This is a genomic window from Sphingobacterium sp. R2 (assembly GCF_040760075.1).
In the GTDB taxonomy this organism is placed as follows: Bacteria; Bacteroidota; Bacteroidia; order Sphingobacteriales; family Sphingobacteriaceae; genus Sphingobacterium.
Window position 1 is genome coordinate 2,629,109 of record NZ_CP142884.1, and the last position, 14,444, is coordinate 2,643,552.

12 protein-coding genes are annotated in these 14,444 nt (G+C 34.4%); 11 read left to right on the forward strand and 1 reads right to left on the reverse strand.

Annotated elements, in window-relative coordinates; genetic code table 11:
• Window positions 1-628 precede the first annotated feature (628 nt).
• The 3 genes from VXM68_RS10955 to VXM68_RS10965 are packed head-to-tail and all read left to right on the forward strand — an operon-like array spanning window position 629 to window position 3,019.
• The gene (locus VXM68_RS10955) at window positions 629-1,531 is read left to right on the forward strand and encodes a lanthionine synthetase LanC family protein (RefSeq protein ID WP_367211254.1); all 903 of its coding nucleotides are present in this window, start codon (window positions 629-631) and stop codon (window positions 1,529-1,531) included.
• Window positions 1,516-2,250, forward strand: coding sequence for a glycosyltransferase (locus VXM68_RS10960; RefSeq protein WP_367211255.1), 735 nt, complete (start codon window positions 1,516-1,518; stop codon window positions 2,248-2,250). The genes VXM68_RS10955 and VXM68_RS10960 overlap by 16 nt, the downstream gene beginning before the upstream one ends.
• Window positions 2,204-3,019: a hypothetical protein gene (locus VXM68_RS10965; protein WP_367211256.1), complete on the forward strand. Its 816-nt coding sequence runs from the start codon at window positions 2,204-2,206 to the stop codon at window positions 3,017-3,019. The genes VXM68_RS10960 and VXM68_RS10965 overlap by 47 nt, the downstream gene beginning before the upstream one ends.
• A gap of 42 nt (window positions 3,020-3,061) precedes the next feature.
• On the opposite strand, the gene VXM68_RS10970 is transcribed toward VXM68_RS10965, so the two are convergent.
• On the reverse strand, window positions 3,062-3,790 hold the full coding sequence (locus tag VXM68_RS10970; RefSeq protein ID WP_367211257.1) for a glycosyltransferase: 729 nt from the start codon (window positions 3,788-3,790) through the stop codon (window positions 3,062-3,064).
• Between the two features lie 243 nt (window positions 3,791-4,033).
• On the opposite strand from VXM68_RS10970, the gene VXM68_RS10975 reads away from it, so the two are divergent.
• The 8 genes from VXM68_RS10975 (at window position 4,034) to VXM68_RS11010 (ending at window position 14,327) form a co-directional block, all read left to right on the forward strand.
• A complete protein-coding gene (locus VXM68_RS10975; protein WP_367211258.1) occupies window positions 4,034-6,190 on the forward strand; it encodes a glycosyltransferase in 2,157 nt (718 codons plus the stop codon).
• An 18-nt stretch (window positions 6,191-6,208) separates the two neighbouring features.
• On the forward strand, window positions 6,209-8,422 hold the full coding sequence (locus VXM68_RS10980) for a peptidase domain-containing ABC transporter (RefSeq protein WP_367211259.1): 2,214 nt from the start codon (window positions 6,209-6,211) through the stop codon (window positions 8,420-8,422).
• Window positions 8,423-8,424: 2 nt separating this feature from the next.
• Window positions 8,425-9,750 (forward strand): HlyD family efflux transporter periplasmic adaptor subunit, encoded by a 1,326-nt coding sequence (locus VXM68_RS10985; protein WP_367211260.1) that lies wholly within the window; start codon window positions 8,425-8,427, stop codon window positions 9,748-9,750.
• Between the two features lie 131 nt (window positions 9,751-9,881).
• The gene (locus tag VXM68_RS10990; RefSeq protein WP_312748035.1) at window positions 9,882-10,817 is read left to right on the forward strand and encodes a hypothetical protein; all 936 of its coding nucleotides are present in this window, start codon (window positions 9,882-9,884) and stop codon (window positions 10,815-10,817) included.
• A 6-nt stretch (window positions 10,818-10,823) separates the two neighbouring features.
• The gene (locus VXM68_RS10995; protein ID WP_367211261.1) at window positions 10,824-11,693 is read left to right on the forward strand and encodes a hypothetical protein; all 870 of its coding nucleotides are present in this window, start codon (window positions 10,824-10,826) and stop codon (window positions 11,691-11,693) included.
• A 451-nt stretch (window positions 11,694-12,144) separates the two neighbouring features.
• On the forward strand, window positions 12,145-12,432 hold the full coding sequence (locus VXM68_RS11000) for an IS66 family insertion sequence element accessory protein TnpB (protein WP_237242131.1): 288 nt from the start codon (window positions 12,145-12,147) through the stop codon (window positions 12,430-12,432).
• The gene (gene tnpB, locus VXM68_RS11005; protein ID WP_367211262.1) at window positions 12,432-12,770 is read left to right on the forward strand and encodes an IS66 family insertion sequence element accessory protein TnpB; all 339 of its coding nucleotides are present in this window, start codon (window positions 12,432-12,434) and stop codon (window positions 12,768-12,770) included. The genes VXM68_RS11000 and tnpB overlap by 1 nt, the downstream gene beginning before the upstream one ends.
• A 60-nt stretch (window positions 12,771-12,830) precedes the next feature.
• A complete protein-coding gene (locus VXM68_RS11010; RefSeq protein WP_367211263.1) occupies window positions 12,831-14,327 on the forward strand; it encodes an IS66 family transposase in 1,497 nt (498 codons plus the stop codon).
• The last annotated feature ends 117 nt before the right edge of the window (window positions 14,328-14,444 follow it).

Below are 14,444 nucleotides of genomic sequence, written 5' to 3' on the forward strand. Positions count from 1 at the left end.
CTCATACAATGAAGCATTGCTAAACTGAACAGCCTTCACCTTCATCTTACCATAGCCCGAATGATTATGACCAAAAATATGGCACGTAGGGGATCGTTCTAAAACAAACTCATGCTCTTCCTCACTGCCATAACATTTTCCAAAATACTCGATGGCGGATAGTGCGATACCATCTTATCAATTTATACCTCCGATTCTATTTGTTGAAAAAAAGGAAAACCACTGATGCCCATAATCTGGATGCCATTGATCTTAACTGAAGTATCGTTTAGCCACGGGATTCCTCCGGCACCAATTTTTTACATCACTGCGGTTCCAGTTCAAACGGAAGATCATGATTTCCGTGGACAAATACCATGTGTGGTATGTGAAGCTCCGCATACCATACAAAGAAATAGGATAGCTGCTGTATATCAACATCGTCGCAATGGATGACCATATCGATTTCCTTGGAAATATTTAATATCAGCTTAGTTTTTCCAAAGTATTAGAAAAGCATTTTCTATTTTAGTAAGTTGAAAAATTAGATTTTGTTTGCTTAAGACAAAAGATCCGATCAGAATTATTTAATTTTATTATCTTTATTTAGTTAAAATTTTAATATAATATCGTATTAAAATGGAGTTATATGCAAACCGATTTTAATAACTTACTTGATTTATTGTTCAGGACCTCTCTTTTAAAATGTAAAAATAGTAATGATTATAGTTTATACTCTGGTAAATCTGGATTATTAATTTTTTATTTTTTATATTCTAAATATAAAAGAAGTGATGGGATATTGAGGGTTTTAGAAAGTTTACTGGAAGAAATTTGTTATAAATTTCACTTAAATACTTCTTTAAGCTTTAAGTATGGCTTTCCTGGGATAGCATATGCTTTTATGTTTTTGTATAAAAATAATTTTTTAGAAGGTGAATTGGGGTTGATTCTTGAGAATCTCGACAAGATTATGTTTGAACGACGAGGTCATCAGGTTGAATTAGTTAAAGGAGGGATCGAAGGTGCGGGATATTATTTATATTTTCTAGAGCGGTGTAAATTTTCAGTTAATAGATCTAGCTATCATCAAAAGTATTTAAAACATATTTTAATTTATTTGATTGATGAGATTGAAAACTTGGTAGAAAATACTGAATTAAATACGCCTACAGAATTTTCCATTATATATTTTTTAATTGAAATAGCTCCATATAAAGTAAACGAATTAAAAGTTCGGAATTGTCTAGCAGCTTTAAGAAAGAAAAATCAGGTCTTATGGATTGGCAGCAGTGCGATAAACAATATTGTCTTATATAATTACTTAAAGGAAATATTATTATCTGAGCATCCCAATGGTCTTACTTGTCATGATCTCGCCCGTTGGTCCTTGTTTTTCCATGACAATTTTGATCTTAGTAAAATTGAAGTGGTTAATCCAGTTTTGAAGGATGGAGATCTTGCCAGTATGGATATAAGTCTTGAACGAGGTATTTCGGGACTTGGAATATCAATTTTAAATCAAAAAAATAGTATATGGTCGATGCGGTAATTATAAATTTCAAAAGACCGAGAAATGTCGAAAAAATTATCGAGGCGTTATTAGCACAAACTGTTAAATGTCGAATTATTATTTATGATTATTTTAAGTCAACTGAAAATAGGTTAAATCCTGAAATCTTAGAAAAGGTTGATATAGTTTTCTCTTCAAATGTAAATTTAGGAGGCTTCAATCGATATATACCCATGGGGTTTTATACATCACCGTACACATTTTTTATAGATGATGATGTATTACCTGGAACAAAATGTATTGAAAGTTTTTTAGAAGCGGCGGAAAAACTTCCAAATTTTGGTGTTCTTGGACAAGTTGGCCGCGTTTTAAGCTCTGACGATTTATACCGTCCAAAAGATGTATCGTCATCGGCAGATTTCAGAGAAGTAGATTTCATCGTCAGAGCTTACTTTGTTAAGACAAGATATCTATTTAATGTTTTAAGATATAAGTGGCTTTTAGGTTATCATGAAACCAAATTAATTGAAGATGATTTATTGCTTTGTTGTGCTTTAAAGCATTATGAAAACCTGCCATGCTATCTTATTCCTTTTGATGGGGATAGGGAAAGACTAATAAACAAAGAAGAGTTATCTAATTTACACTCCCTTTCATCAAGACGAGATCACTATGCTTTAAGAAGCTTTTTTATTAAAAGAGTCATGATATATGGGTGGAACCCAATTCACAGAAGGAGAACGCTTGATGAAACATAAAAACAAAATAGCAGTACTACTTGCTTCCCATTCTTTAACTATGGGAATGGTGGATCAATATAAGGATTTATTTAAATCGTCGTCTTATGACTTTTTTGTTCTTTTACATAATAATAACGATGATGTTTTTCCAAGTTTAAATCAAAACATACCAGTGTTTAAATTTTCAGATTCGGTATTGTATTCACTTGGATATAAATCTTTAACTCCGAATCTTTTACCCGGTAGTAACCATTTTGGGCTGCTCAGCTTTTTTTGTGAGAAAAATGACTATTGCTATTATTGGTATATTGAAGATGACGTTTTCTATAATGGAAACTGGCGAGAGTTTCTTGATAAGTTTAAAAGGAGAAAGACTGATTTCATTAGCTCCCATCTAATTGATTATGTAGATCAACCTTCTTGGATGTGGTGGTTTGCGATCACCTATAAAAACAAATCGATACCTAATGAATTAAAAATTAGATCGTTTAATCCTATATACAGAATATCGAATAGAGCATTGAGATTAATTCATGAAAAATTACTTCAAGGATGGTGTGGGCACCATGAAGTTGTTCTGCCAACAATACTAAAGAATAATGATTTGTCAATTTGTGATTTTGGAGGAAAAGGTAAGTACGTAATGAAAAAGGATATTAATAGGTATTATATTAAAGATGATAATAATTTATATTTGAATACAATGAGGTATAGGCCTGAAATTCAGGAATCTGAAATTAAAGAAAAGCTGTTATATCATCCCTTGAAAATTTTTCGTAGCACATAGGTAAGTTGTTAATAAAATGTTGCTTGTACCAAGATCTTTAATTTAAATGCTATCGTTAAGATATTTTGATTTTAGAGTTTCAAATATTGAAGAAGTTGGATATGGAGAATTTTTGTTCCAGTTTCGTAAATTCCACATCCCATTCCAAAAATGAATCGCATATGATTCATTGGGTATCTTTGGAGGATATCTATCTATTAACTTGGATATATCTTTATAAAATATTGGACAGAAGTGATTGGGACTACTTTTGTATTTGTCTATTTCATAATTTTTTAAAACAGTTCTAAGAAGCATTATGCCATATTTACCCCAAGTTCGATTTTTATTCTTCCGTAAATCATTAATATAAAAAAGACATTCATCTAGAAATTCAGATTCCTTAACAGTTTTGATATTCCCACAATTTATTATTGGGAATCTAGGATTTCCTTCAGTTGAAAAACAATAGTCGTTGGTAAAATCTAACGGTTTTATGCAAACTGAATCTAAGTCAGTCCACCAACCTCCAAGTTCAAATAGCATTTTAAACCTAAACCAATCAGCAAAAGAAGCATATGAGTAACGGCTATCCAAAAACAGAAGATTTTGATGCAATATCTCATTTGCATCTCTGATGATTAATTTACTATGGAGATTTTCTTCTCGAATATCATCATAGACAAACAATTCAAACGTATGTCCATTATTAATATATGATGCAATCGAAAGTTTTTCTAAGTTTGAAAGATGACCTCCTTTCCAAAAACTCCGAATGATATTGTTGTTCATGTTTTTTATGTATTTAATCGTTTTTTTTATTAACTTGCTGTGTGTTTTTTTACTGTAAAAGTACGTATTAATCGATTATTTATAAATAAAATTGAAATTTGCTTTTGACCAAAAAGGGTAAGAATTGAAATAACCTAAATTACAGCGTTAATTAATTACAATTTCCCAATTATATACACCCCTTAAAAGTGTATAGAGATTTTACTTCGGATCATAAAGAAAAGTAGAAATTAATATCAGGCTATGATAAATATCTGTTTTGTTGATTACTTTGGACTTAAAACGAATGGTATAAACACATATCGAGAAATTTTGTTAATGAGTCTCCAGAATTATAGTACTATCCATCTATCGGTAATTTTTCTTAAAGCCAGTGATGTTAAAATTATTAAGAAAGAAAAAATGGGATCTATAGATTATTATTTTATAGAACATGATATTGCCTCAACTTTACATTCTAAGTACGATCTAAAAATAGTAGAATTTCTCAAAAAACAATTTGGAAACAAAAAGAACCTTATTTTTCATTTTAATTGGGTAAATCATGGAAAATTTGCTCAACTGGTCAGAAAGCATATAAATTGCCGAACCGTTTTAACTAACCATTGTGTTCCATGGAGAAATTTAATTTCAACAAATTATTATCAATTTAAAAAAATCGAATGGTTTCTATTTCAAAAAAAATCATCCAAATACTTGGACAACAATATAATTAAAGAAGTAGTAGCCTACAATTCTTTCGATAAAATTATTGCAGTTACCAACCTAGCAAAAAGATCCTTAATTTACCTTTGTGGAATTCCTGAGAATAAAATTAAAGTAATTTATAATGGCATTCCTAATATTGAAGAATATATTACAGATAAATATAAATTGAGAATGAAGCATGGCTTTAGAGAAGACGAAATACTCATTTTATTTGCCGGAGCTGTTACTGGCAGAAAGGGAATACAGGAACTAATTGAATCGGTCACGGGCTTAATGAAAAATAATACTCATATAAGGTTAGTAATTGCTGGTGACGGAAATTTCAATGAGATTCTCCCAATGGTTAAAAGTAACTGGTCCGCTATTACTTTTACCGGAAATTTGGATAGACAAACTTTACGAGAGTTTTACCAGATGGCAGATATAGGAGTAATACCATCTTATGTTGAACAATGTAGTTTTACAGCCTTGGAAATGATGGCTTTCAAATTACCTCTGATTGCTTCCGAAGTTGACGGGTTATCTGAAATTATTCCAGAATCATGCGCTTTGAAGATACCATTAATTAATGGTGAGAGTTCATGTTATATAGATACAAAAATGTTATCCAACCATATTATGGCTTATATTGATAGCAAACAAACGAGAATGGATTATTCAGATCGAGCGTTTTTGCATGTATCAAACTACTTCTCTTCAAAAAAGATGGTTTGCGAAACAAGGAAAATATACGAATCGATATATCATGACGACTATTTATCACATAGAGAATATGAGTGTTCGAAAGATGATTATCCGGCCGCATTAATTACAGTAATTATTCCTTGTTATAACGGAAGACAATATCTTAAAGAAGCAATAGAAAGTGTGCTTAACCAATCTTATAGTAATTTTGAATTATTAATAGTTAACGATGGGTCCACAGATGATAGCTTAGAAGTAATTAAAGATTTCTCAGATAGGAGAATTAAGGTGATAAACAATAAGATGAATCTTGGTATTGTTAAAGCACTTAATATAGGTATAAGCAATGCAGGAGGAGAGTACATTGCTAGGCTGGATGCGGACGATATGATGCACAAAGATAGACTTCGTAAGCAAATGCAATTTCTTCAAAAAAATAAGGATATTGATATTGTGGGTAGTTATCATTACATCGTTGATGAAAATGGATGTATAATTAGCATTAAGGAATATCCAATTTCAAACACAGAGATTAAATTTATGCTTTTTTTTCAAAATCCATTTTCACATCCGTCTGTGATGTTTAGAGCTCATATTATAAAAGAATTTCCTTATTCAAGTGAATATAAACATATCGAGGATTATATTTTGTGGTGTAACATTCTAAAAACTTACAAAGGAGCGAATATTCCAGAATGCCTAACTTATTATCGAGTCCATCAAAAAAATGTATCTAAAGAATTTCAAAATAGTCAAAGAGAGAATGTCGGAATATTATTGTTAACTATGTTAGAGAAACTAAGAATTAGTCCATCCCCAAATGAATTGAAAATACATCTTGCTATTGCTAATAATTATGGAAGGATGTATTTTAATGATAGGCAAAAAATAGATTTGCTTTCTAAATGGATAGATAAAGTCGTTGGGATCGCCAATCAAACATTAAATTATTCGATCTCTGTTGAAAAAAATATAAAAAAGTATCTCTTCGATACATTCCTCAGGTAATTATTTTTGTTTCCCTATATGAAAAATTTTCCGATAGATAGACAGCTTGATATGATGGATTGCGGGCCAGCATGTTTGAAAATGGTCGCCAAATATTATGGTAAATACTATTCTCTACAATATTTAAGAGATCTTTGTGGAAGTACAAAAGAAGGGGTATCGTTAGCAGGAATTTCACACGGAGCTGAGTCCATAGGCATACGTACTATTGCTGCCCATTGTAGCATTTCTGATTTATTGTTTAAAGTTCCTTTTCCGATAATCATTCATTGGGACAATAGCCACTTTGTTGTACTTTACAATACAAAATATAAAAATAATGGTAAATCTAAATTTTATATAGCAGATCCTGCAAAAGGAAGAGTTAGTTATAGCCAAGATGAATTTGAAAACAAATGGATTAAACATAACGAAAATTTAAATTCGGGCATAGCATTACTGATGGAACCACAGGCTGATTTTAAACAGCGGCAGGTAGCAGAAAAAGCGGAACGGGGGAGGAACTTGGAGAATCTCATGGGATATTTTTTACCCTATAAGCGTAGTTTTATTTATTTGGGGATTGTCATGCTTCTGATTACAGCGATGCAGGCACTGTTACCGTTTATTGCGAAAGCCGTAATCGATGTGGGGATACAAACGAAAGATATTAGTTTTATTAATATTGTTTTAATTGCCAATTTGGCACTTATAATTAGTATTACTCTTAGCTCTGCTGTTAGGGATTGGATTTTGCAGCATTTATCTTCAAGAATCAATATTGCTTTGATATCAGATTACCTGATCAAGTTGATGAAACTTCCTGTTTCATTCTTTGAAAACAAAATGTTAGGAGATATTCTGCAAAGGGCAAATGATCATGAACGTATTAGAACGTTCATTATGAATAATTCACTAAATCTTGTATTTTCCACATTGACATTTCTCATTTTTAGTATTGTTCTACTTATTTACAACGCGGCTATATTTTACATTTTTGTTGGCGGAAGTATATTATATATATTTTGGGTCATGATATTTCTGAGATTGCGGAGAAAGCTAGATTGGGACTATTTCGAATTGACAGCTAAGAATCAAAGTTATTGGGTTGAAACTATCGGTGGTATTCAGGATATAAAAATCAATAATTATGAGCAGGCTAAACGTTGGAAGTGGGAAAGCATACAGGCTAGACTTTTTAAGGTAAACTTGCGAATGTTGAGTATAAATAATATTCAGAATCTTGGAGCAAGTTTTATCGATAATGTTAAAAATCTATTCATAACATTCTTCTGTGCTAAAGCAGTTATCTCAGGTGACATTACTTTTGGCGTAATGATTTCAACCCAATTTATTATCGGCATGTTAAACGGTCCCGTTCAGCAGTTCATTATATTTATGGTTTCTTTTCAATTCGCTCAAATTAGTTTTTTAAGATTAAACGAAATACAAACCTTGAAAGAAGAAGATGATGATACTGGAAATAATGATCTTGAATTGGCTCTCGGACGTGATATAATTGTTAAAAATGTTTCTTTTCAGTACACTCAGATCTCTCCTGTAATACTCCGGAACATAAATCTTATCATTCCAGAAGGTAAGGTTACAGCGGTTGTGGGGGATAGTGGTTCCGGTAAATCGACATTACTGAAATTACTTTTAAGACTATACAAGCCAAGTTATGGCGATATCCTAATTGGTGGGATGAATATCAATAATATAGGTATGAGACAGTGGCGTGACAAATGCGGAGTCGTGATGCAAGATGGTAAAATTTTTAATGATACAATTCTTAACAATATTATTTTGGATGACGAAAAATTGGATATTGAACGTTTACGCAAAGCAGTTACTACGGCCAATATCGGCCATGAGATCGAACAGCTGCCATTGGGTTATCAAACTAAGATGGGCGAGAATGGTAGAGGATTGAGCGGCGGGCAAAAACAACGTGTACTCATTGCTCGGGCTCTTTACAAAGATCCTGATATCTTGTTTTTTGATGAGGCGACAAATGCATTAGATACTATAAATGAACAAAAAATTACCGCTGCGCTTGACGATATATTTCATGGCAAGACAGTAATAGTAGTGGCTCATCGGTTAAGTACAATTCGTAAGGCGGATCAGATTATTGTAATGAAAGATGGACAAGTAATTGAATCTGGCAATCATCAAAGTTTGATGGAAAGAAGAGGGCGATATTTTCAATTAGTTGACAGTCAGACCGAGGTTAGAATAATGGCAAATTAGATATGAATATTGAAGAAAAGGAATTTGTATTTCCTCAACGAACCGAAGAGGTTAGGGATATCATTGAACGTATGCCCAACACCTTTGCTCGAAACATTACACTATTAGTTTGTTGTATTGTTTCCTTGATTCTTTTTTTCGGATACATTATTAAATATCCAGATATTGTTGGTGGAGAAGTCACAATTTCAACAGTTCAAGCTCCACTTCAAATTGTAGCTGCACAAAGTGGTAGGTTGCGGTTAAATAATATAAGGTCACAAGATTGGATCACTTCCGATAGTATTTTGGGATGGATTGATAATCCTGTCGCTCCAAAGCAAATTAAATATATCCGCAAGCATGTAGATTCTATTCATCTTCCCCTGTCAAAAGCTCATAAGATTTACCAAGGGCTTCCTAAGAACCTTAATTTGGGAGACCTCACAATTCCTTATTCATCGTTTTTATCAAGTTTGAAACAATTGGCTGATTATCAGGAACACAAATTGTACGACAAGCAAGAGCATTCCCTATCTAAACTGCTATACGAACAAAGTGTGGCTCTCAAAACATTAAAAGAAAAGGAAAATCTAAGCAATAAAAATCTAAAGATATCTGACAAATTCCTTGAACGGGATTCGATCCTTTTGGCTAAAGGGGTAATTAGTAAGGCAGAATATGAACAATCAATTGCAAGTCATCTAAGCGCAGAAGACCAATTAAAAAGTTCCATGCGCAATTCGGGATCAGTTAGAGAAGAAATCAGTAATACAGAAAGTTCAATCCAGCAAAATAGGATAGTTAAGAGCGAGAGGGAACTTCAACTCGATTTGGAACTTTTAACAGCATATAATAATTTGAAAGATAAGATTAATGTGTGGGAAAGGCAATTTCTTATTACATCGCCTATTCCTGGACACGCACAATTTTTAAAGTTTTGGAACGATAATCAGTTTGTTCAGGCTGGAGAGCCTATATTTTCTATTGTTCCAAAAGAGAATACTGTTTTAGGAAAGGTATATTTACCGGTGCAAGGCGCAGGAAAAGTCGCGGTAGGCCAAAGAGTTATTATAAAAATGGCAGATTATCCTTATATGGAATATGGCTTCATTGAAGCGAAAGTTCATAATATTGCTTTGGTTTCGACTAAAATAAACACAGTGGAAGGAGATATCGTTGAAAGCTACTTAGTAATCCTGACATTTCCTAATGGTCTAAAAACTAATTACGGTACACAATTAGACTTTCGATTTGAAGCTAAAGGTACAGCAGAAATTGTAACAAAAGATAGAAGGTTAATAGAGCGTTTCTTCGATAATCTTAAATATATAGGTCATTCAAAATAAAATCTTAAAGAAATACATAGTTATATGGTAAAAATATTTCCCAATATTAACTTATTGAAATTAATATTGATTTTTACTAATATTAATTTTATTTTTAATGTAATAATAACAAATTTAAACTATTGTCAATTATGAAAAGAAAATTAAAATTGGCTTTTGAACAACTTGAAAGTGAACTATCAGTCATTTCCCAAGATGAATTATTTTCTATTTTAGGAGGATATGATTATAGTTCGGGAATTAGTGACTCTAATATGGAATCACTAGTAAACTATTTTACCTCTCTTGGAATGCAGATTTCTGAAGACGCAAATGGCTATTACTTGACTGGAGGAAGCATTAGGCTAAATACTGTGGATGTATTTGGATACCGGAGTGGATATATTGATAATTCATTGGGATGGGAACAATTTAAAGATGATTTTATTGCTTATGTCTCTGGTTTTGGACATCATTTTACCATGAATGATACAGGTGGTGGTGGATATTCTTATGATGGATATAATGCCCCTAATGACGGTGATCCATGGAATAGATTAGAAAATGGAAAAATAAAAGCGGAACCAACGTCCTCAGTTAAGTTTATTTATAATGACTATGGCAATAATATGTTAATGCAGGAAGTCGAATTATATGCAGGTGACCAAAAAGTAAAAGCATACAAAGTAATATCTGTTTTAGATCCTGTGACTGGAGAAAGGCGACCTCCATTATCCAATGAAATGTCTAATTGCTTGGGATATGCTATTGCCGATGGAGATTATTGGATATTAGATAATCCCGCTACACCTTCTGTTGATGAGGGAAATTTGAGCTCAATTATTAATACTTTATACACACCACAAACTTCCAAAGATAGTGATAGCCATATTGTTGCTATTTATGACGAATCGGGTGATATTGTACATGCAGGTATTTATGATCCTAGTAGTGGAACGTATTCTGCAAAAGGAGGTATCAATTCGGAGGTGTACAATATTACAAGTGAAGAAAACTTTAAAAGGCCTTATGGCCCCAATGGATTCTATTATTGGGGACCAGGATATTCAATTAAATATTTTAAATAATCAGTTATGCTAAAAGAAACATCACGAATATTCTCTTCATTCTTATTAGGAATTATAATATGTTTCTATTGTACTTCCACGAGTATAGCTCAAACTAGTCGTAACGATGATCCAGCCTTTTGGACTGATGATATACAGTTCGATATTGCCACCAACCAGACATTTTTTAAATTACATGATTCAATAAATTCAATTGTTATAGGATATAAGGATTTAAAACCTTATTACATTTTATTAAATTTTAAGAATGATTCGTTAGGCACCAAGACTGAGCACTTTGACCTGACATTTGAAGGAGATTTATGGCTTCTAAAAAAAGCATACCCTTCGATTGAAGTATTGGATTTACAATGGGACGAGTTTAGTAGGAATGCCAGTCTAGGAATAGAAAAGATTCAGAGGATAAAATCCATTACTATAGAAAGAAAAAAACTTCATCTATCATTATTTAGTGCTACCATTTCTTCGGGTACAAGAGATTATCTTACAGAAAACATATGGGCGCGTTCTGCCAGGTATGTTGGAGAAACGAAAGAACTTGAAAAAATTCTAAGTTCAGTTAGTCGTCCTAAGCTGACAAAAAATGATGTAGATAGTGTTTTTCTATTCAAAGTAAAAATATCAAAAAAAGGCGACTTAGAGGAACTAGAACCAGTATATGGTAGTAAATCTTCGTATTCTAAAGCGCTGCAAAAGAAATTGTCTGAAAAAAATACGAACTATTTTGGCGACGGTACCTCCAAATGGAAAGCTGCGATGCGGGATAATGTCAGTAGGCCTATGAATTCGATTTTAAAAATTTATGTTAAAAGAAATCATAATGGACAAATAACAATAAAAACTCCGACAGTGCTTAGAAACTGGACTGGTAACTAAGTCCAATAGTACGTCCGCAGAAAGTTTGTGGTACTATTTGGTGTTTGATCTGTTTGACATATAACTGTTCAAAAAAGATGTTCATGCAACATGAACATCTTTTCGTTTGTCATAACACCCTAATATCTTCGAGTACAGTATTCTTTTAAACGGCAATTAGACTGTTTTTTTTAGCTACTTGGGGAAGATTAAAGTTTTAAGAATTAAGAGAAAGGTTTAGGGAATAGGTTTATAATAATGCCCGTAGAATAAGCTTGGGCCTGTTCCAAAAGGAAAAGTATAAATATTTTAGGGAAAGATTAGGAGAAAAACAATCACGCCTTTCCATCTAACAGCTCATACAACGAAGCATTGATAAACTGAATAGCCTTCACCTTTATCTTACCGTAGCGTGGTATCCGTCCTATGAAGTACATATTGCCTTAGATCGCATTAGGCTTTAGCTTGCTGTATGAACAATTTAGAAGAAAAGCGCGAGCGTATGCTGTCTATGATAGCAGAGTGGCATCGGAGCGGAAAAAGTAAGAAAGCTTACTGCGCGGAAAATGGGATCAACGAAGCGACCTTTTATTATTGGTTTTCGCGCAGTAAAGAAAATGACACAGCAGGCCTCGGAAGCTTTATAACAATTGATAAGGCGCGGGGAAAGAGCGATGTTGAGATTATTTATCCCAATGGTGTGCGTATCAAAATCGAAAACGATGTTGCCCTTGTGTCACAGCTGATCCGTCTATACTGATGTTTGCGCTTGGTTCATCGCACCGTTTTTACCTTTATGACGGCTTTTGCGACATGCGAAAATCATTCGACGGGCTCTGCGGACTGATCAGTTCAGGGATGCAACGTCAGGCAACCAGCGGTGAGGTTTTCGTATTTTTGAACCGTAGCCGTACGCATATGAAGCTGCTGCACTGGGAAAAAGGAGGCTTTGTACTTTATTATAAGCGTCTGGAGAGCGGCACCTTCATGCCGCCGAACGTAAAAAATGGAGAATTGTCCTGGAGCGATCTGGTATTGATGATTGAGGGGATACAGGTGGTGAAAAGTATTCAAAAAAGACGATTCTATTTACCTTAAAAATTCACTTTAAATAGGAATAAAGGTATCTTTTCAGTATCTTTTCAGTATCTTTACGGTATGGAAACAGCGCTGGAAAATCTCTCGAAAGAAGACCTTCTCAAGGTCATTTCCAGTCGTGACCACGCTCTTTCCGAGCGAGACGAAAAGATAGATTATCTGGAAGCGCAACTTGCCGTGTACAAACGTATGCAGTTCGGTCAGAAGCGCGAACGTTTTGAGTCTGATCCCAATCAGACGATGCTTCCATTTGAAGCTCCATGTGCAGAAGTAGAGCAGCAAGAGCAAGAAATCAAGGAAAAAATCGAATACTTACGTAAACGCCCTAACCATAAAGGACGTGCGAAATTGCCCGCGCATCTTCCTGTGGAAGAAATTGAGATCCACCCAGAAGGCGAGCTGTCTGAAATGGTGTGTATCGGCAAAGAAATCACCGAAGAGCTGGAGTGTGAACCGGCAAAGTTCTATATCAAACGTTATATCCGTTATAAATATGCGGCCAAAGATAAATCTGACGTATCCATGGCAGAACTTCCTGAGCGGGTAATCGATAAAGGCATCCCCGGGGCAGGCCTGCTGGCTATGATCCTAACACATAAGTATATGGATCACCTCCCATTATACCGCCAAAAGCAGATCTTCGCAAGGGAAAACATACAGATCCCCTCATCAACGATCGAAGGTTGGACAAAACAGGCACTCGAAAAACTAGCCCCCCTTTATGAGCAGCTTATCTTCCAGACTAAAACACAGGGATATTTACAGGTTGATGAGACACCGATAAAAGTACTGGACAGCGATAAAAAAGGAGCTGCCCATACCGGTTATTATTGGGTCTATCACGCTCCATTGGATGGTATCGTGCTATTTGATTATAGTCCCACCCGTGGTGGCGCTGCTGCCGTGCCCATGCTTGGAAACTTTAAAGGATATCTCCAGACGGATGGATATGGTGTTTATGAAAAGTATGCCAAAAAGAAAGAGGTGACACACCTGGCCTGCTGGGCACACGCGCGCCGCGAGTTCGAAAAAGCTTTGGAGAATGACAGACCCAGAGCAGAAAAAGCGCTGTTGATGATACAGCAGCTATATGCTATCGAGCGAAAAGCAAAACAGGATAATCTTTCCCCAGAAAAGATAAAGGAACTACGGCTGGAAGGATCCTTACCTATAATCAATGATCTGGGCAAGTGGATCTTTGAAGAGATAAAGAATACGCTCCCTAAAAGCCAGATCGGAAAAGCAATGGCCTATGCATACGCTAGATGGGATGCGCTATCAGCATACCTCTATGATGGAAATCTACTTATTGATAATAATCTTGTCGAGAATACTATTCGCCCTGTTGCCCTGGGACGAAAAAACTATCTCTTTGCAGGAAGCCATGAAGCAGCACAGCGGGCTGCAATGATCTACTCGTTCTTTGCTATCTGCAAAAAGCACGAGGTAAATCCGTTCCAGTTGTTAAAGCACACGCTGGAAAACATCATGTCTATAAACCACAAAAACTTAAAGGAACTTTTTCCACAGAACTTCAAAAAATCAACTGACATGTAGTTAGTCGGGCGGATACGTCCATGCCGATATTAGACAGGTTGCTGGATATGCTCGGCTGAAACAGGTAAGAGCAAAACTGGAGCTTTCAGATTATGATGATAGTAATATTGATTGTCT

What these genes read in the sequence shown, in the direction of transcription:
- VXM68_RS10955 (WP_367211254.1), top strand. Translation starts at nt 629, where the DNA reads ATGCAAACCGATTTTAATAACTTACTTGATTTATTGTTCAGGACCTCT.
- VXM68_RS10960 (WP_367211255.1), top strand. Translation starts at nt 1,516, where the DNA reads ATGGTCGATGCGGTAATTATAAATTTCAAAAGACCGAGAAATGTCGAA.
- VXM68_RS10965 (WP_367211256.1), top strand. Translation starts at nt 2,204, where the DNA reads ATGGGTGGAACCCAATTCACAGAAGGAGAACGCTTGATGAAACATAAA.
- VXM68_RS10970 (WP_367211257.1), bottom strand. Translation starts at nt 3,790, where the DNA reads ATGAACAACAATATCATTCGGAGTTTTTGGAAAGGAGGTCATCTTTCA.
- VXM68_RS10975 (WP_367211258.1), top strand. Translation starts at nt 4,034, where the DNA reads ATGATAAATATCTGTTTTGTTGATTACTTTGGACTTAAAACGAATGGT.
- VXM68_RS10980 (WP_367211259.1), top strand. Translation starts at nt 6,209, where the DNA reads ATGAAAAATTTTCCGATAGATAGACAGCTTGATATGATGGATTGCGGG.
- VXM68_RS10985 (WP_367211260.1), top strand. Translation starts at nt 8,425, where the DNA reads ATGAATATTGAAGAAAAGGAATTTGTATTTCCTCAACGAACCGAAGAG.
- VXM68_RS10990 (WP_312748035.1), top strand. Translation starts at nt 9,882, where the DNA reads ATGAAAAGAAAATTAAAATTGGCTTTTGAACAACTTGAAAGTGAACTA.
- VXM68_RS10995 (WP_367211261.1), top strand. Translation starts at nt 10,824, where the DNA reads ATGCTAAAAGAAACATCACGAATATTCTCTTCATTCTTATTAGGAATT.
- VXM68_RS11000 (WP_237242131.1), top strand. Translation starts at nt 12,145, where the DNA reads ATGAACAATTTAGAAGAAAAGCGCGAGCGTATGCTGTCTATGATAGCA.
- tnpB (WP_367211262.1), top strand. Translation starts at nt 12,432, where the DNA reads ATGTTTGCGCTTGGTTCATCGCACCGTTTTTACCTTTATGACGGCTTT.
- VXM68_RS11010 (WP_367211263.1), top strand. Translation starts at nt 12,831, where the DNA reads ATGGAAACAGCGCTGGAAAATCTCTCGAAAGAAGACCTTCTCAAGGTC.